Source organism: Paenibacillus sp. P4_A9, from assembly GCF_056402415.1.
The window spans coordinates 107333-126164 of record NZ_JBFUHL010000006.1 but is presented as its reverse complement, the minus strand read 5'-3'; the positions used below and the strand labels follow the sequence as shown (position 1 = coordinate 126164).

Here is an 18832-nt window from a genome sequence, read left to right as displayed (position 1 = left end):
TGACGGCCCATCAGGCGGATTCTTTCATAAAGCGGAGGAGCCGCCTTTGCCTTGGTTGTACCGCTGGTGTCCTAACGGACACTAGAGACGTTAAATCATCAAATAAAGGTCTCTGCAGAAGCTAACGGACACTAGAGACCTTAAATGATCATGATCCGCTGATAAATGCGTGAATCATGGTCAATAACGTCATCTGTGTCCGTTAGCGTTCACGAATGGCAGATTTCAGCCAAATAGCGTCTCCTGTGTCCGTTAGCATTAAGGGGTTACGTGCGGAGGTGGTAACCCGCAGTTTACAAATCCATTTTTCTAAAAATAATCGTCTCATAGCTATCCACCCATAGCTTAGTTGAGTCATCCGCAAACGGACGATTGTCCGTCCCCGTTTGGTAAATTACATTGTGCTTATCCTGGATACAACCGTCGGCTATGGGACTATTGTCAAAACGAATAAACACGGCATCTGGCGATAAATTAACAACGATCAAATAAGTAACACCCTCATACTGCCTCGTGTACGACAAAACCATGTCACCTGAATTACGGATGAACGTCAATTCACCCTTCCAAAGGGCTGGATTGCCCGTTCGCAGCTGAATCAAAAACGCATAGTGTTCGAATATCCCCGTATCAAATTCCTGCCAATTCAGTTGATATTCATCGAATAACGATGTCCACGTTTCCAAGGTTGGCTCATTAAACTCCTGCCCCATCATCAAACATGGAACACCTTCTACTGTAAGCAATATAGTGGCTGCGGGTCCTGCAAGCTTTTCGCCCAAATAAGAAGCTATTCTTGATTGTTCTTTCTCCTCCAGCCAACTCATTCTGAGCGCATGTTTAGGGAAGCTATATGTAAAAGAGTTATAAATAGCAACGAAATCACTTTGCGTGATGGTTCCATCCATCCAATCGCGAATCAGGAGGCGCAGCTTACCATCGTAAGTCAAATCGCAAGCTTCAAGATGATGATATTCATCGTAGGACTGTGAAATTAGGATGAGATCCGCTTTCACCACTTGCAGCGCCTGCTTGATTTCGGTCAGGAAATCATACGGAGTAATGTCTGAGTCGTCCAGTCGTATACCGTCAAAATCAAATTCAACGACCCAATACGTCATCGCCTCAATGACATAACTTCGCATGTCACGATTATCGAATTGTAATCCCGCGAAATAGGTGCGATTAGGCACGTCGTAGTAAAGCTCATTTTGTTCATTCCGTGTAAAATAGTCAGGATGACTTCTGGTCATGACATGATCCACACTCGTTCTGTTCAAAACCCAATCCAGAATGACCTTCATCCCGTTCTCATGAGCTAATCGAATGAATGCGGCTAGTTCCTCTTTTGTCCCAAAGCTAGGATCGATACTATAAAAATCTTTCACGGCATAAGGGTCGCCATAGACACCAATCCTGCCAACATGCCCAACTTCGTTGAAGGGCATTAGCCACAGCGTGTTCACGCCGAGCTTTTTGAAATAGTCTATTTTATTAGCCAATCCCTTGAAGCCATTTTCAGTAAATACGCGAATATGAAGTTCATAGATGACAGCCTTCTTGATCCATTCAGGACTTTCAATAGCTGTAAAATGCTCATACATATAGCCAGGCCGATCCGCTGAGATCTCATTCGTTCTGATCAAAACATCACCCTGCTCAGTGACCGTTATCGCCGAATTATTTTGCCCATCTTCCGACACGCTGGGATTCGCGGGATCTACAATCCACGCCTCCCCATTCACGACGAATTTATAGAGATGCCTCCCCTTCGGTATGGCTAATTCAAGCTCCCAGCTGTTCTCATCCTTTCTTTTATTCATGAAGTTTCTATCGCCATTCCAATTGTTAAAAGTCCCTGCTACTGCAACACTTTCGATCTGAATATCCTTGTCAGCATACATGAATCGCACACCTTTTTGCCCTTTTATTGGAAAATTCTGCATGGACGTTCATCTCCTTATGAGTGGGAAATACGAATGTACATTCCCTTCTCACATCGTAGCGGTTATGTAAAAGTCTGCCAATATCCATTTCTACTCAGTTATGATGCGATTGTGTTGCCGACAAAAAAAATGCCGCTCACTTGAGCGACATTTGATCATTGCTATAATCTGTATAGGTAGCGATCCTTGAATTAAAAAAGCTCGTAAATATAATACCAGCAGCAAATACATCATTCCGAAGCCGCTGAAGTGACCTATTTTCACAAGGACCCAATGAGTATGAATCCGATTATAATCGAAAAACTTCAACATCCCGGAGAAATCCGGGTTGGGGTCAAAGTCAAAGTAAATGGTATGTTGTCTTACGAGAAGTCCTAGATTTAAATTGCAGGTGCAAACAATCAGTATTAACGCCCAAATGAGAACTAGGAAAATCTTCATGTGATTACTCTCCATCATTCTTTTTGAGTACATTACCTATCTAAACTATATCCTATATCTTTTACTATTACAAAATACCCCAAATAAATCATCTATTATTACTGCATATGAAAATGAATTTGAAGCAAACTAAGCGTTGTCTTGCTAAACCAAACAAACTTGGAGGAGTGGATGTTCATGCGCGAGGGATTGATTCCTGCTGTTCTTGGAACTGTCGTTTCTGCATCTGGTGCTACCATGCTAAAAAGCAAGTATAAGCTTCTTGGTATCGGCGTGCTAGGCTTTGGGGTTGCTCATGTGATTCTTGGAGCAATTGATTTGGTGGAACATCGTTAGGTTTGTGAGATCATCGAACATTATAGTCAAACAAGCAGGCGCCATTTCATTGGCGCCTGCTTGTTTATTTCAACTATTTAAGCTAATTTCGCCCCAAGCTGCTTCACCTTAGCCAACCATTGGGCTCGCTTTTCTGCCGAAGATGGCTTTACTGGCCCGATTTCCGTAATACGCACAGGTGTGATCCCGCAGAATTGCAAAATATTATGCTTCATCACGCGATACCCCGCGTGCTTGTTGACCCATCGGCTATACCAGGCTGGGGTGTCTGTCGTTACAATAAGATGAGCGGATTTGCCCACCAAGAGCTTATCCCAGAGCGCAGATTTGTCCTGATATTTGAAGGCGAAGCCTGGTAAAAAGACACGATCAATAAAGCCCTTCATCATTGCCGGCATGGCCCCCCACCAGATGGGATAGACGAAGACCAGATGATCTGCCCAGCGAATTAACTCTTGCGCTTTTAATAAATCGACCTCAAGCTCTGTCCGCTTGCGATAACCAAACTGCAGATTCGGATCAAAGGTAAGCGTGTTGATATCAATCCTCTGAATTTCGGCATTGCTGCCTGTCACCCCTTCTATATAGGCGTTCGATAAGGCTGCACAGTAGCTTTGCGGGTCAGGGTGTCCGTTAATGACGAGAATATTCGATTTCAAGATGATTTCCTCCTTATTTGCGACTATAATCAGCATAGAATGAATGCGACGAGAAATGAATGATCAAGTACGCAAACCAATTGCTTATTCGCGCAAAGGAGGGATTTTTAACTTGAAAAGCCAAGGCGTTGCCATCTCGATGGTGTACCCCATTATGAAAACGATCGTGCATAAAGGCTTGGATACGGAGCAATTCTGTACATATGCTGCCTTCGATGCCAGTCTCCTACAGGATGTTGAGTCTCGCATTTCAGGCGAGGAATTGGAGCGTTTAACGATCGCGGCTGCTAGTTTCACACAGGATCCGTATTTCGGCTTGCATCAAGGACAAATCATGGAATTCTCCGATATGGGTATCCTCGGGTATGTCATGATGCACTCCCCTTCCGTTGTCGATGCGCTAACCGCCTATCAGCGATATAACGTGCTCTTATGTAGCGGATTTAATTTGGATTGGGAAGTACAAGGCAATGATGTGCTAATCAAAATGTTTCTACAGCACCCTGATCAAGGCCACATGTCCCGTCATTGCATCGAAGATATGGCAAGCTCCTTATTCCGATTGATCGGCAGGCTAAGTAATCGGCGCATTCCTATGCTGGAGGTGGCTTTTACACACGCAGTTCCCGCCGCGAATTTAACGCCTTATCTGCAAGTATTTGGGGTCACACCCCAATTTGGAGGAACAGATAATTATTTGCGTTTAGGCAAGGATGTGCTAGACTACCCGATTCTCTATTCCGATGCGAAGTTACTATCGGTATTTGAGAACATTGCATGTGAGAGTCGACAAGAACTAACTCAAGCAAGCCATTTCACCGAACAAGTCGTGCAGTGGATGCGCACCTGTTTCCCTTCCTATTTCCCTACCTTACAACACACCGCAGATCACTTCAGTATGAGTTCACGCACCTTGCAACACAAATTGAAGGAAGAGAATACGTCCTACAATGACCTTTCCACCCAGATACGCAAAGAACTAGCCATGGGTTACCTTCGAAAAAGGGAGTACTCCGTTGGCGAAATTGCCTATGTGTTGCATTTTTCGGAGCCGAGTGCATTTCAAAGCGCTTTTAAAAAATGGACTGGATTAACGCCTGGTCAGTATCGGGCGAATAGCTCTAGCGAACGTATGGGGGCGAATGGATGAAGGCCAAATCTAGCTAAATGGATAGGAGGAATATGGCGTATGGCTCCATTTATTGCACTTGTTTCAACGTTTCTATTATTACGAGGAATTGGTTATGTGGGGTGGTCCTATTTCGACGATTGGCACGCCGCGTTGCAAGTTGCACTAGCTGTCATGTTTCTACTCACGGCTTCTGCCCACTGGGGTAAAAGACGAAAAGATCTCATCCGGATGGTCCCGCCCTCATTCCCAAGATCCTCGTTGATCGTATCGATCACTGGATATTTAGAAATCGCGGGTGCCATCGGTATCCTGATACCTTTGACGTCACTCGCTGCATCTATTGGCTTAATGCTCCTCCTGCTCGCTATGTTCCCCGCGAATGTGTATGCCGCTCGCAATCACTTGACGATTGGCGGCAATCCTGTGCCACGGTTGTCCATTCGAATTTTGCTGCAGGTTGTTTTTATCGGTGCTGTGGTGTTGGCATCGCCGGTGTTTGGGTAGCGACAAAAAAAGCTGACATTAGCGCATACGCCTAGATTTTGCATATACTGCTCTCAAAAGGAGGCGTATTGTATGTATCATCCCAATTTTCATCATGAACAACATTGTCATCGAATCCCTTTTTACGCTGGAAAGACCTATAGATATGATTATTTAGATGGTAATGTATTTATCATTCATTTCTTCGACTCCACTCATCGACATGATGAAGGGATTGCTGGGCAACATAAAGGATACAAAGGTTACTATGAATTTAATTACGTTGAGATAGCCCCTTGTATGTACTTTATGTATTGGTTGGAAGAAGTCTACACAGTTAGCCAAATTGTCGATCTCAATAGGATGGCAGTCTATACCCATTATACTTATGACAAAAATGGCGATCGAAAAAGCTTTTTCCATTCTGGTACAATAACTCAACTATATCCTACTTCACATTTAATGAGCTTATAATTTTTATTGTATCTTTCAGTGTTATGGACTTAGAAGAATATTGTCCTAACTTATCTAAAACCTTCGGTTTAATTCGACTTTCAAAATTTTCATTCCAGATAAACATGTTCCTAAATATTTCAATAGTCGGTTTATAGTTTGAATTTTCTATTCTGAGTAATTGTAAGATAAATCTTCTGATAATTCGATACTTCCGTTTCGAATTATCAGTATCCAAAAATATAATTAAATCTGCATTGTGAAAACTTTGGAACATCCACTCGTTGTAATGAGCACCTTCTATAATCCAAGTATTTGAATGAATTATTGTGCTCAATAGTTGATCTCTTTCTTCCTCAGTTCTTTTAATGTCTCTCGGTCTATCTCTCTTCCAAACGACATTATCCAATTCGTAATGTGGAATACCAAGTTTATTTGATAATTTTTTGGCTAATGTTGTTTTACCACATCCAACGGAACCTATAATATGTATTTTTCTCGGGGCAAATTTGTCCAATTCAACCATTCAACCTACCCTCTCCATTACAATTTGTTACGGTATCCTCCCGTTACTTGAACAGGCTACACGATAATGATGGTAGCCTGTTTTTATTATTTCGCTAACGTTCACAGTTAGCTTACTGTTGTCTGACACATTAAGAACTGACTTCCTTTATCAGTAATGAGTAAGTTATTTTCTCTATCGTACTGAATATAGCCATCTCTTAGTAGGGAAGTTCTTGCGTAAATAATCCGATTTCTATATGTATATTGTCTTCCGCATTTCACCATTTCTTTCAAATCATCCTCCGATAGCCCAAACCAAATAACCAATTTATTTATTATTTCATCTGTATTGAAGAGTTTTTCATCATTTAGTATCTGAAGGAATGGAAATAGGAATTCCTTATACGGGGGGATGCTAGACATTTTAGTTACTCAACCCAGATAAACGATTAATAATGTTGGGTATCTCCGCTAAATTATCACAGATTGCATCAGGCAGCGTAAATGAGTTATCTTTACTCTTTAGAATTGTGTACATCCCTAGTTCCTTAGCAGGTATCACATCAACCTTAAGACTATCCCCAATAAATACTGAACGCTCACTCGAAGAGTTCAACTTACTTAAAGCAATTTGAAATATTGCCTGGTCTGGTTTTTTAATATTAACCGAACCAGATGTAACGATGTCGCTGAAATAATCTGATATTCCTAAAGCGGAAATTTTGTTTCTTTGGTAAAAGTCTCTGCCATTAGTGATGATACCTAATTTATATCCTCGTTCCTTTAATGTCTCAAGCATTTCATGTAGTCCAGAAAATCCAACACTGTACACATGAAAATTATCATTCAAATCAGCAAGCAATTCATCGTATAGGCTTTTTTCAATATTGAAGAAGTCTACTAACCGTTCATAAACTTCCTCTTTAGGCATTACGATATTGTTTAGTTCAGAGAATTTTTCTACAAAATCTTTCTTGTCTGGAATAAATCTGACTAAGGAAAACTCTTCATATTGGTAATTTGCAAAGTTATTTAATGATTGGTCTTTATCAAGCAATGTTTGGTCTAAGTCAAACATAACTGTATCAATTCTACTCAAAATAATCCCCCCTATCAGATTAATTTGTATATTCTTTACTATTATTTTTCAACAAGACTGCCCTAAAGCTTAGAAGGCTGCCGTTCCATGCCGTTCAGCAACCTTCGTTAATCGTTTGCTTAATACGTATTGGGTCATTTCTCCTAAATCATCAATAATTACGTAATGCTACCCTTTAACTCTAGTATGCGCTGCTGTGCGGGAAACCCTAATCACATAGGAGTATGGAAGATAGGAAGTCTCTTGTTATGTTCAGCGTATGAGCGACCTCATCATCTGTCGCCGTGTAATTGAACAGAGCAAATGCATGCTTACTTGCAGGCAGTAGTTCCAACTTAACCGTTATCCCTAGTTCCCGAAGCCTCTCGGCATACTCAACACTATCTTCTGGGGGGAYAATCGTGTCCAACAAACCATGCATGAGGAGAGTTGACGGATGTTGAGCCGACACATGAGCAACTGGGGACAACTGGCGTTCGAGTTGGTGCCTCTCCTGCCATAGCAATGTAGCATTTTCAGGTGAAAAACCATCACTGCTTAGTAGATTTTGTTGTATTCTTATCTTAGATTTACCTATCAGCTGCGTGACGGGATTATAGACAACCAGCACTTCCGGCACGCATGAAACTACCGAACTTGTTGTCGTGTTCTCTACATGTTTTAGCGAAGTCACGGCGCAAGCCAAGTAGCCTCCTGCCGAATCACCAAGTAGTCCAATTCTGTTCGGGTGAATGTTCCACTCATGTGCATGGCTGCGCACATAACGCACAGCTTCCTTGCAATCGACAATACAATCTTCCAGCGTAATTTGATCTTCTACGGAACGAAAATTTTCTTCCTTCTGCATTAGACGGTATTCGACTGAAACACACACATACCCAAGCCTCGTAAAGTAGCGGCATTGCGGCAAAAAAATCTCAGGCTTGCCACTGTTAAAGCCACCTCCATGAATGAATATGAGACAGGGACGAGGACAATTTGACGGCTGCTCTGGCTCCATTACCAAAAGTCGAAGTCCCACATCAGCAATCCTGCGATATATCCTTTTTTCTAACCTGTCTGTTTGGAGAATCTCCCATTCTTTTGCTACATCCATCATATTTACAGACTCCTCGTTTTCCTAAAATATTGTTTACATTAGATCAGCAGCCTTCTCGTAATGCGTATTAAGCTCGTTCATCGAATGATTTCTGTAACCTCATATTTATTTAGATGCCATTGATAAATCCTCGGTACTCTGCTCTTGCGCAAGAACTAGCCGTTTATACAAGGAATCTAGCTTTGACATTAGATGATCATGTGTTCCTTGTTCCGCGATCACACCTTGGTCCATAACACAAATGAGGTCCGCATTCTGGACTGTCGAAAGTCTATGAGCAATAATGATTGTTGTCCGATCTTGCCTCATTTGATCAAGATTCCATTGAATCTGTCTCTCCGTTTCTAGATCGAGTGACGAGGTTGCCTCATCGAGGATCAGAAGCTCAGGTTCGCATAATAGAGCTCTTGCTAGAGCAATTCGTTGCTTCTGTCCCCCAGATAGAGTTACCCCTCGTTCACCAATCTCTTCTTCATAGCCATTGGGCAGTCTGCAAATGTCGTCATGTATGCACATGAGCTTGCAAATGCTAATCAATTGCTCTTCCGAAACGCCGCTTCGACCGAATGTTATATTATTTCGGATTGTATCTGGGAACATGTGTGGCTCCTGTGAAGTAATAGCAACCTTGGAAGCCCAGCTTTGCCTTGTGAGCTTACTCAGTAATGATCCGTTGACTARAATTCCTCYTGAAGTGGGTTCATAAAAACGAATGAGCAGTTTCGAAATCGTTGACTTCCCCCCTCCGCTCGTTCCCACAATTGCTAGTTTACCGCCAATTGGAATATCAAGGTTAAGACCTCTCAAGATAGGTTTGCTATCTTCTTGATATTGAAATAAGACATCCTGCAGCTGTAGGCTTTGTAACTTACCCTTCATTTTGAAAGTTCCATCTTGAATCTGCTCGTTATCTGTCACTGTTCTCAGACGATCAATATTAGCTAAAGTTCGAGCGCCTTCCATGTAATACTGAAAGATTTGTTCATACGTCCCCAACAGATCATGACTGAACTGGAACAATATTAGCAACTCACCTGGCGTCATGGTGCCTTGTACCACTTTATATCCGCCATAGATGAGCACGATAAGATCTGCACTCCAACGTAATGGATCACTCACTAACAACTGGCGGTTTACCAGTTTCCCTTCCTTCATCACCTTTTCAAAATATCGTTTAAACAATGTATCGTATATCCGCATTTCCCAAGCTTGACGCTGGAATGAAATAACTTCACGAGTAGAAGAAATTCCTTCTTCAATATGGACAAGTAATTCCGTCTTGCTGTCTTGAACTTCTCTGGCAGTAGCTCGTACCCGCGATGCGAAATATCGTCCCAATATAATATAGGTAACACTTACAACTGTAACTGCAAGTAGGATAATTGGACTGATATAGCCAATGGCTGCAATCAGCAGCAGTGCTGTGAATATTTGTTGAAAACCCTTTGGGATTTGGTAGGAAACACTTTCTCCAACCGAATGGACATCTTTATTAATGTATTCCACAAACCGAGTGATGCGTTCATTTTGAAAAATGTTAATAGGAAGGTGCTGTACACGGCTTAAGACGAATCGTCCTAATTCGACTCTCAAGTTGTGGCCAATTACATGATGAATCATCGCGTTTAACGTGTAGAGTAGTGGCGGCAATACGAGAGCAGCGCCGAACAAGGTTAAATAAAAGGGCAGCTTCTCATACATTCCGTCAAGCAAGACATCATCCACAATCCATTTTTGCAAAGCAGTTCTTGCTAAGCTTGTTATCGTCTCCAGCATCAAACAAAATGCCCCTAATAGGAAGGACCATTTGTAATTGCGTAGGAAAGGAACTATCCACCTTATGCTATGCATGGCTATATTCTCCTTCCGCCAATTGATAAAACAGCCCCTTTTGAGAGATGAGTTCCTCATAGGTGCCGATTTCTGCCACTCGACCTTCATCAAGAACAATGATAACGTCATAATGCTGAATGGTAGTTAGTCGATGGGCAACGGTTAATGTAGTTCTCCCTTCGAGCAACGCGTCCAGTGCATCTTGAACGGCTTGTTCACTGGAATTATCCAAGGAAGCAGTTGCTTCATCGAGGACAATGATCGCCGGGTTCTTTATTAAAAGCCGAGCAATTGCAATCCGCTGTTTCTGTCCTCCAGATAGCCTAATGCCGCGCTCCCCGACCTGCGTTTCATACCCATCCTTCATTTGTAAAATGAATTCATGTGCAAACGCTGCCTTCGCTGCCATTTCAATTTCCTCATCGGAGGCTTCTGGTCTCCCGAAACGAATATTCTCACGAATTGTCGTACCAAATAAATATGTTTCTTGAAATACATAGCCTACAGACTCACGAAGTTGTTGCAAAGATAATTCCTTCAGTGAGACACCATCCAAGGTGATTTCACCTTCAGTAGGGTCATAGAAACGGCCAATTAGTTTGATAAGTGTCGACTTCCCACCGCCGCTGGTGCCTACAAGTGCCACCTTTTGGCCAGGCTTCACATGAGCGGTAAATCCATTCAACACATTCGAACGAGATGCATAGTTGAAATGAACATTGTGAAATTGGAGCTCACCGAGCAGTTTATCAAGGTAAACCGGATTATTTACTTGCTGAATTTCAGGCTCTGTTTTAATAAAATCATAAAGTAATTTCGCCTGCCGAAGCACATAGGACTGCTCCATAATCGTGACAGAAATGCGTGTGATACTGTTCATAACAATCGTGCAATAGACCGAGAATGCAGTAAACTCACCAACTTGGAGTGTACCGCTGCGAACTAACTTCGCGCCGTATATATACAACACCAGAATACCGACACTAATCGAAACCCAACGAAGGGAAACTCGCAGATGCCGGTAAAGCAGCGAAGTGACACGCGTACTTTTCCAGATTTTGAACTTCTCCAGAAAACGTTGCATTTCCCATGATTCCGCGCCATATGCTCGAACCTCGGCGATCGCTGAGATCGTGTCGTACGTTTTTTTGTTCAATACTTCTCTTGTTGTCGTTTGAAGCTCGAGATAGAGAGTGGACTGCTTATCGATGTAGGGACCTCCGAGGTAGTACAGGAGATAGCATGGCATAATCAACAGAGTCAGCTTCCAGTTCATGGATAAGATGAGCGTCAGTGGAATAATCAAAGTCAGGAAAAGCTGAATCAAATTGGGCAAAAATCGCGTGTAAATGGTTTGTACGGAAGCAACATTTGTATTCAATAAAGAGAGCGTTTCACCGACTGGATGCTGCTCATAATAAGCGAAGCCTAGCTTGCGCAAATGCTCGAACATGCCATACTGCAAGTCTCGACTCGCCTTCTCTCTGACGGAGCGCATCAGTTGATTCTGTAGCGCTTTCGACGCGAACATGATCATCATAACGCCGAGCAGGATTAGAAGCGCATTAAGAAACAGATCCACCTTTTTTTGTGGAGCAGCATAGTCGATGACGTAGGCAATAAATTTAGGAAATGCCATCTCTCCCAAAGTGATCAGAGCTGCATACATAACCAGCAGAAATACCTGCCATTTGTATGGTTTTAAAAATGAGAGTGTCCATCCATAGATTTTCATATGCTAATGCATAGCTGTGCTTGCATACAACGCGCCCCCCTGAAAATAAAATCGAAATATAATTTGATGGTTGATCAAACGCTTGTTTTTAATTAAATAATTATACTTGACTATAACGGCATAAAGTTTAGCTTAAATGCAATGAATTGTTGTTTTATTGCACAAATTTTACTGATATAGCTTTTAATTGATCTATTTATCTTATAGCAAAAAACCAGAGCATCTGTAGTAAGCAGATGTCCTGGTTTTCTAATTCATTAAAGGGGATGACTTTCGTTCCCTACTTCACTTGCAACAGATTCATGATCATGGTCATCGCTTCGGCTCTTGTGGCAATCCCACTCGGTACGAATAGATTTTCTCCGCGCCCATTGACGATGCCTAGGGGACAAATGTACTAATCCCCTTCTAATTTGACGCACCGATTAGCTTTCCATTATCATGAAGAGGTACAAATAACTTATCGAGGTGATCCTATCGTGGCAGCTAAAGCGGATAAAATTTTTGTGAATTTACCTGTAAAAGATTTGGACAAGTCCATCGCGTTCTTTAGTGCCATTGGGTTTGATTTCAACCCTCAATTCACGAATGAAAATGCAACCTGCATGATTATTAGTGAACATATCTTTGCTATGCTATTGGTTGAGAATTTTTTCCAAACCTTTACGAAGAAAGAGATTGCTGATGCTACGAAAACGACAGAAGTTGTCGTTGCTTTAAGCTTCGATAGCCGCGAAGAAGTGGACGTACTCGTCGATAAGGCTCTTGCAGCAGGCGGAACAGCCTACAATGAGCCTATGGATCACGGCTTCATGTATCAGCGTGCCTTCCAAGATCTAGACGGGCATCAATGGGAACTGTTTTGGATGGATCCGAAAGCAGTGAATCAGTAAAACGAATGAGGCGGTGAGAGCGAATCTTGCTGCTCTTTTTTTTGCCCATTTACTCACAACTCCATGCCCTGCATATTCTTTGTTTTATACAGCAAATTCTTTGAAATACTACGCTGACCCCTACTCTCTCTAGCACGATTAGAGTCATCGTTGTATGATAGAAGAGATTCACAATCCTAGAAGATGAGGGCATGGTGTGATCTCCATGAAGATACTGCGCAGTCCAATAAAAACTTTACGCGGAAAGATTCTTATCTCCTTATTTTTCTTGATCATTTTACCCGTCGTTATTATCCTTTACCGCTTCTATAAGTCTTCTGAAGATATTGTCCAGATTCAGCTCAACCAATCCAATCAAACTACCGTGTCCCAGAAAGCAACAGCTATGAATGATATGGCCGTTCGCRTGATCACCGCTTCAAGCCTGATCATTAATGATCCGGAGACAKAGAAATTTCTGAAAGAGCCTGCCGATTGGTCTAATAATTATAGTTCCTTCATCAAGCTCACAAGCCTGCAAAAAAAAATGTCCAACGTCAAGGATCTCCTGCTCGATAGCACAACGCAGCTTGGGTTATATGACAATAGAGGCTATACACATACGACTTGGTCTGCCGTCACAGCGAGGAATGTCCAATCTTTTTATCAGGAAAGCTGGTACGAGCCCACCCTTAAGCGAAATGGCTTCCCCTTCTGGACGGTTCCCTACTCACTTCCCTCGTCGAACAATAAGCAAGATCTGATTGTCATGACAAGACAAATTAATGGGGAATACACGAGTAACTATGGTGTGTTTTTTATAAGCGTACCGATCCAAGTATTCTTCTATCCGGACTCCGACATTCGCAAACAACAAGCTGCCGGCATAACCTCTGTCCTCGTCGATCAAGACCAAAAGCTCTTAATTGGAGATAGCGCCGCTGCAGATTTATTGGCTAACCATGCGCTCCAGAACATTCGCACCAACGTAAATGGTATTCAAGAAGTGAAGATTAATGACCATGTCTATTTTATAAACGATGCATACGTGCCACAGCTCGGCTGGCGGCTTGTTCAATTCATGAATCAGAAGGATTTTGCCACACAGCTCAGTCGGGAAAAAGACAAATCAATCACCTGGGTAGTCGCCTGGTTTCTCCTATTTGCCATAGCCTTCATTGTACTCATGCTTCGTGTAACGAGTCCGTTTAAGCAACTGGCCAAGTCCATGACCAGGGTTGGTAAAGGGGAATTTAATACTCTGGTCACTATTAAAGGTGAAGACGAAATAGCCATGCTCGGCAATTACTTTAATCGCATGGTGCTGCATCTGCAAGATCTCATCTCCGATTTATACGATGAGCAGCGGCGTAAGCAGAAAGCCCAATTCCAAGCGCTGCAAGCACAAATTAATCCGCATTTTCTACTTAATACACTCAATTCGATCAAATGGATGGCACTGCTCTCTGGGGCTGATCATATTAGTGAAATGATTACTAAGCTTGGTAAGTTGCTGAATTTCACCATGCGTAATGAACAGGAATTCGTCACGTTGCGAGAGGAACTCGACTATTTACAAGTGTATCTTTCCCTGCAGGAAATTCGCTATCATGATCAAATCACGTTTACCTATGACATTCCTGAAGCGCTGCTTGACTGTGAAGTCTTGAAATTCACGCTGCAGCCTGCCGTCGAAAATAGCATTATTCATGGCAATCGGTTCCCGCTTCTCATCGATCTTCATGCGGAAGAAATGGGTGGGAATCTGCATATTGTGATGCAGGATAATGGGGTAGGCATGAGTATGGAGATGATTCAACAGGTCGAATCTTCCCTGAATCAGCCGCACGCCAAGTTCAGCGGCATCGGCATACGCAATGTTAACGAACGAATCAAGCTTCACTTTGGGATCCAGTACGGCATGCAAATTTCGAGTGTGGAGGGCGAAGGCGTCCGACTACAACTAGTGCTGCCTTTGAAAAGGAGGACTACAGATGCTGAGAATTCTGATCGTTGATGATGAAATACTTGTGCGAATCGGCTTAAAAACAATCATTCCTAGAGATAACGAGGAGTTCCACGTCATTGGCGAAGCTGCGAATGGGTTGGAAGCGCTCAAAATATTAGAATCCCAGCCATGTGACGTCGTACTCACCGATATTCGTATGCCGGAGATGGACGGGCTTGAATTACTGAAGCTGATCCGGGAACGCTGGCCGGCGATCAAATGTCTGATTTTATCCAATCATCACGACTTCAACTATGTGCAGCAAGCGCTCCGCCTAGGCGCAATCGAGTACGTCACGAAATTAGAAATCAATCCCTCCGAGCTGATGGAGAAGCTGCGCGCAATCCGAGACCAAATTCATAATGAAAAGCAAGGCCAGAATGCGAGAACCCAGCTCGAGCAAAAGGTGAATCAATATAGCAACGAGGTGAAAGAAAAGCGGCTGCGAGAGCTCCTGTTAGCCCATGTTTCCCGTGGGGAAATCGAACAGGTGTGGCGGGAATTTCAATTAGAACCGTTTCCATGCCCCCTATCAGCCGCGGTTATCCAAATCGAAGCCTATGAGGAATTAACGCAGAATAACCGATTCCAAAGCGATCGTCTTTTGACCTATACCGTGAAAAATGTCCTCAATGAAATTCTGAAAAAGTACGGAAATGGTGAGTTAGTGGAGATTGCAGCCGGGAAGTTTTGTGTGCTTACAGGCCAATTAAACGCAAATATGTTGGTAGAAATGCAGAGTGCCGTACAAGCTTTCCTGAAAATTTCGCTCGCGATCGGCATCTCTCCCTCCTACGAGGACACTTTAGCCCTTCATCAAGCTTATGAAAAAGCAGATCATGCCGTAAGCTACCGGTTTTATTACGGTGGCGCGTGTATGGTTTCCTATGATCAATTAAATTTATCACTGCCTACGCTTTCCGAGCCATGGGAAGAAGAAGAATGGATTAAACGCATCGAGGAAGGCGACGAAGTCGGCTTGAAAGAGAAGATTCTCACTTGGGCGGAGGAAATCTGCCGCCATAAGGATATCCCGCCTGCTATTTTACGAGAGCAATGGCTCAGTCTGCTTCATATATTTGCACGTTGCTTGAAGGCCGATGGCGGTGATATTTACTCCGTCACGCTGCACGAGCAGCAGTATCCGTACCATGTCATTCGAAATGCCGAAACGCTGCAGGATTTATCCAACTGGTTCATCGGATGGCTACCCGTCTTCTTGGCGTACAAACGAGAACATGGGAAAGAGAAGCTTCGTCCTGAGATTCAAACGGTAATCCGTCAAATTATGGAGAAGTATAATTTACCTCTCAAGGTGGCTGATTTAGCCAGTACCGTTGGCTACACAGAAAATTATTTGAGCATTTTGTTCAAAAAAGAAACAGGTAAAACGATCACCGATTATATGACGAATGTTCGAATGAAACATGCGCGTGAACTGCTCAAGAATCCCGATTATAAAATATTTGAAATATCTGAGCTTATCGGGTATGCAGACCCGAATCATTTCAGCCGCAGCTTTAAGCAAATGGAAGGCATGTACCCCACCGAATTTCGCAAGCTCGTCTTTGGTCATCGAACATCGTAGAATAATGCTTACTTCGTAAAGAATACTCCGTGTCTTTTTGGGAAAATTTGCATTACGATTTAACTACCAAAAGAAAAGGGGATGAACAAATGAAAAAAGTACTAGGCATGGGAGCATCAATCGCTCTTGCTGTAAGCGTTCTCGTAACCGGTTGTTCCAAAACACCAGAAGCTTCACCATCTGCAGCTGCGTCTGTCGCACCTGCTGCAACTGCAGCAGCGGCTACCCCTACACCTGAAGCACAGAAACCGATTACACTTAAATTCTGGGGTGGTGTACCACCTGAAAGTGGACCACAGGAAGCAGTCGACAACTGGAATAAAGCGAATCCTAACATTAAGGTTGAATATACGCGTTACGTGAATGACGATCCTGGTAACTTGAAGCTGGAAACAGCACTTCTCTCGAATACAGATGCGCCCGATCTTTATATGAACTACGGTGATGCTGTTATGACGAAGCGCCAAGCTGCAGGCATGGCAGAGCCACTGGATGACCTGATCGCCAAAGCAGGTTTTGACGTTGAAGGGATTATCGGAGCTGCGAATATCAAAAAATTCGCAGACGGCAAATATTATTATCTCCCTGCAAATAAGAACTTAGGTGCCGTTCTTTTCAATATGAAAGCATTAGATGCAGCCGGCGAGAAACTCCCAACCGCCTGGACTTGGGACGACTTCAGTGCGATGGCTACCAAGCTTAACAAAGGGGATATGAAGGGTACCATGCTTGATCCAGCTTTGGGCTGGTTCGGTGATACGGTTCTACAAACAGCCAAACCTCAAGACTGGGTAATGGCTGCTGACGGCACATCCAACTTCAACAACCCAGCCATGAAGAAAGGCTTGGAACTGCAGAAGAACTTGGAAGACAAGGGCATTATGATGAAATATTCCGAGGCCGTTGCCGGTAAAATTACTGTGCAGAATGAGCTTCTGACGGGGAAGGCGGCCATGATGGCTTCCCAAATTTACATCATCCGCTATATTAAGGACATTAAGAGCTTCCCGCATGATTTCAAAGTCGCCTTCGCTCCTTATCCGCAATTCACGGCTGGCAGCAATATTAATCCAGGCGGCGGTATGGGTGACTATATGTCCATTAATAAAAACAGTAAAAACAAAGAAGCTGCTTTTAAATTCATCTCCTGGTATTTGCAAGAAGGGAATATGTCGATGGTTCCTGGCGGACGGATCCCAACAAGTAAAAAAGCGGATCCTGCTAAAATCGCTTCCATCCTCATCGGCGATGCGAAAGATCTGATCGATGAAGCTTCCTTAAAAGCGCTATTAGCTGGCAATTACACCTTCCCAACGTCCTACAACGTACCTGTACCGACCGAATTACGGGCCATCTTTAAGGATGAAATGGAAAAATACCTGCTTGGTGCTCAACCGATTGACAAAGCTTTGGAAACAATGAAATCGCGTGCCGATACGACGATTAAAGGCGCTAAGAAATGATAAAACCTCTATCGAGGTTAAGCAATGATGAGCGACCGCGTTTAGATGTAAGTTTTATCGCCAATATGAAAGCAATTTTCAGTTTCTGAAAACTTATACTTTCCTATGTGGAAAGAAAACTTCATTCTTGCTTCAAGGAAACCTCCGGCAGATTCTTGTCGGAGGTTTTTTCAATCAAACTACAGAAAAGATCACGTTTACGCTATGTGCATACGTACCAGAACTTGGTAAAGTTAGCCTAACACATGAATTCGAAAGGGTGTCCTACCATGAAGAAACGATATTTTTGGCATAACGCGAATTTCAGGGAAAACCTTGCAGGCTACCTTTTCATTTTGCCCAACTTCTCTGGGTACTTCATTTTCATATTGCTGCCCATCTTATTCAGTCTCTATCTCGTGTTCGTGGATTGGGAATATCTTAAGGGATTCGCTGGGATCGAATGGGTTGGCTTAGATAATTTCAAAGCGCTGGGCAGTGACCCTAAATTCGTGAAAGCGCTGAAAAATAATATGATTTTCACCATGGTTAGTGTTCCTGCTTCCATTATCATAGGACTAATGTTTGCGGTCGTTCTAAACAAATACGTATTTTTTAAGCAGACGCTGCGAACGCTGATTTTCCTCCCCTATGTCAGCTCTCTAGTCGCTGTATCTGTGATCTGGAGCATCATGTACCGTGCTTCTGATGGACCAATCAATCAGTTGCTCAAGACGGTTGGCATCGATCATCCGCCAGGCTGGCTGTCCAGTCCTAATTCCGCACTCTTCGCCATCATTATTATGCAGGTGTGGGTGACGATTGGTTACTCCATGGTCATTTATTTGGCGGGATTACAGGGGATTTCGAAGGATTTGTATGAAGCTTCGGATATTGATGGGGCATCGAAAATGCGTCAGTTTTTCCAAATTACGGTTCCGATGCTCACGCCAACAACCTTTCTCGTTGCCATTACGCTCATCATCGGGTCATTCCAAATATTCGGACCTGTCAATATTATGACGCAAGGCGGACCCATTGATTCGACAATGGTGTTATCCTATCACATTTACTTACTCGCTTTTCGATTCTACAAAATGGGCTATGCAGCTACCGTCTCTTGGGTGCTATTCGCCATCATCTTCGTTGTCACGATCATTCAATGGCAAAGCCAGAAACGTTGGCAGCAGCACTTCTAA

At 43.1% G+C, this 18832-nt stretch carries 18 protein-coding genes; 9 read left to right on the top strand and 9 right to left on the bottom strand.

Features of this window, described 5'->3' with window-relative positions; translation table 11 throughout:
* Positions 1-293: 293 nt before the first annotated feature.
* Positions 294-1946 (bottom strand): alpha-amylase family glycosyl hydrolase, encoded by a 1653-nt coding sequence (locus tag AC1DVJ_RS07745; RefSeq protein WP_477589647.1) that lies wholly within the window; start codon positions 1944-1946, stop codon positions 294-296.
* Positions 1947-2564: 618 nt separating this feature from the next.
* Between AC1DVJ_RS07745 and AC1DVJ_RS07740 the strand changes: the two genes are divergently transcribed.
* A complete protein-coding gene (locus tag AC1DVJ_RS07740) occupies positions 2565-2723 on the top strand; it encodes an asparagine synthase (protein WP_436237748.1) in 159 nt (52 codons plus the stop codon).
* 77 nt (positions 2724-2800) lie between these two features.
* On the opposite strand, the gene AC1DVJ_RS07735 is transcribed toward AC1DVJ_RS07740, so the two are convergent.
* Complete coding sequence (locus tag AC1DVJ_RS07735) at positions 2801-3382, bottom strand: NAD(P)H-dependent oxidoreductase (protein ID WP_477589646.1); 582 nt, start codon at positions 3380-3382, stop codon at positions 2801-2803.
* 55 nt (positions 3383-3437) lie between these two features.
* On the opposite strand from AC1DVJ_RS07735, the gene AC1DVJ_RS07730 reads away from it, so the two are divergent.
* The 3 genes from AC1DVJ_RS07730 to AC1DVJ_RS07720 all read left to right on the top strand — a co-directional run bounded on the left by AC1DVJ_RS07730 (position 3438) and on the right by AC1DVJ_RS07720 (position 5471).
* Positions 3438-4532 (top strand): AraC family transcriptional regulator, encoded by a 1095-nt coding sequence (locus tag AC1DVJ_RS07730; protein ID WP_477589644.1) that lies wholly within the window; start codon positions 3438-3440, stop codon positions 4530-4532.
* Between the two features lie 39 nt (positions 4533-4571).
* Positions 4572-5018, top strand: a complete 447-nt coding sequence (locus AC1DVJ_RS07725; RefSeq protein WP_477589643.1) for a DoxX family protein — start codon at positions 4572-4574, stop codon at positions 5016-5018.
* Between the two features lie 72 nt (positions 5019-5090).
* On the top strand, positions 5091-5471 hold the full coding sequence (locus tag AC1DVJ_RS07720; protein WP_477589641.1) for a MoaF-related domain-containing protein: 381 nt from the start codon (positions 5091-5093) through the stop codon (positions 5469-5471).
* Here AC1DVJ_RS07720 and AC1DVJ_RS07715 read toward each other — a convergent pair.
* The 7 genes from AC1DVJ_RS07715 to AC1DVJ_RS07685 form a co-directional block, all read right to left on the bottom strand.
* Positions 5446-5976 carry an AAA family ATPase gene (locus AC1DVJ_RS07715; protein WP_477589639.1) on the bottom strand — a complete coding sequence of 177 codons (531 nt, stop codon included), beginning with the start codon at positions 5974-5976 and terminating at the stop codon, positions 5446-5448. The genes AC1DVJ_RS07720 and AC1DVJ_RS07715 overlap by 26 nt on opposite strands.
* 107 nt (positions 5977-6083) lie before the next feature.
* Positions 6084-6380, bottom strand: a complete 297-nt coding sequence (locus AC1DVJ_RS07710; RefSeq protein ID WP_477589637.1) for a winged helix-turn-helix domain-containing protein — start codon at positions 6378-6380, stop codon at positions 6084-6086.
* Between the two features lies 1 nt (position 6381).
* Positions 6382-7056 (bottom strand): HAD family hydrolase, encoded by a 675-nt coding sequence (locus AC1DVJ_RS07705; protein ID WP_477589636.1) that lies wholly within the window; start codon positions 7054-7056, stop codon positions 6382-6384.
* A gap of 208 nt (positions 7057-7264) precedes the next feature.
* The gene (locus tag AC1DVJ_RS07700; protein ID WP_477589634.1) at positions 7265-8155 is read right to left on the bottom strand and encodes an alpha/beta hydrolase; all 891 of its coding nucleotides are present in this window, start codon (positions 8153-8155) and stop codon (positions 7265-7267) included.
* A 105-nt stretch (positions 8156-8260) separates the two neighbouring features.
* Entirely contained in the window at positions 8261-10006 is a 1746-nt protein-coding gene (locus AC1DVJ_RS07695) for an ABC transporter ATP-binding protein (RefSeq protein WP_477589633.1), read from the bottom strand.
* Positions 9999-11723: an ABC transporter ATP-binding protein gene (locus AC1DVJ_RS07690; RefSeq protein WP_477589631.1), complete on the bottom strand. Its 1725-nt coding sequence runs from the start codon at positions 11721-11723 to the stop codon at positions 9999-10001. The genes AC1DVJ_RS07695 and AC1DVJ_RS07690 overlap by 8 nt, the downstream gene beginning before the upstream one ends.
* 280 nt (positions 11724-12003) lie before the next feature.
* Entirely contained in the window at positions 12004-12102 is a 99-nt protein-coding gene (locus AC1DVJ_RS07685; protein ID WP_477589733.1) for a hypothetical protein, read from the bottom strand.
* A 100-nt stretch (positions 12103-12202) separates the two neighbouring features.
* On the opposite strand from AC1DVJ_RS07685, the gene AC1DVJ_RS07680 reads away from it, so the two are divergent.
* The 5 genes from AC1DVJ_RS07680 to AC1DVJ_RS07660 all read left to right on the top strand — a co-directional run bounded on the left by AC1DVJ_RS07680 (position 12203) and on the right by AC1DVJ_RS07660 (position 18832).
* Entirely contained in the window at positions 12203-12616 is a 414-nt protein-coding gene (locus AC1DVJ_RS07680) for a VOC family protein (protein WP_477589629.1), read from the top strand.
* 205 nt (positions 12617-12821) lie between these two features.
* Positions 12822-14612: a sensor histidine kinase gene (locus tag AC1DVJ_RS07675; protein WP_477589627.1), complete on the top strand. Its 1791-nt coding sequence runs from the start codon at positions 12822-12824 to the stop codon at positions 14610-14612.
* Complete coding sequence (locus AC1DVJ_RS07670) at positions 14590-16191, top strand: response regulator (protein ID WP_477589625.1); 1602 nt, start codon at positions 14590-14592, stop codon at positions 16189-16191. The genes AC1DVJ_RS07675 and AC1DVJ_RS07670 overlap by 23 nt, the downstream gene beginning before the upstream one ends.
* An 89-nt stretch (positions 16192-16280) precedes the next feature.
* Positions 16281-17654: an ABC transporter substrate-binding protein gene (locus AC1DVJ_RS07665; protein ID WP_477589623.1), complete on the top strand. Its 1374-nt coding sequence runs from the start codon at positions 16281-16283 to the stop codon at positions 17652-17654.
* 269 nt (positions 17655-17923) lie between these two features.
* A complete protein-coding gene (locus AC1DVJ_RS07660) occupies positions 17924-18832 on the top strand; it encodes a carbohydrate ABC transporter permease (protein WP_477589622.1) in 909 nt (302 codons plus the stop codon).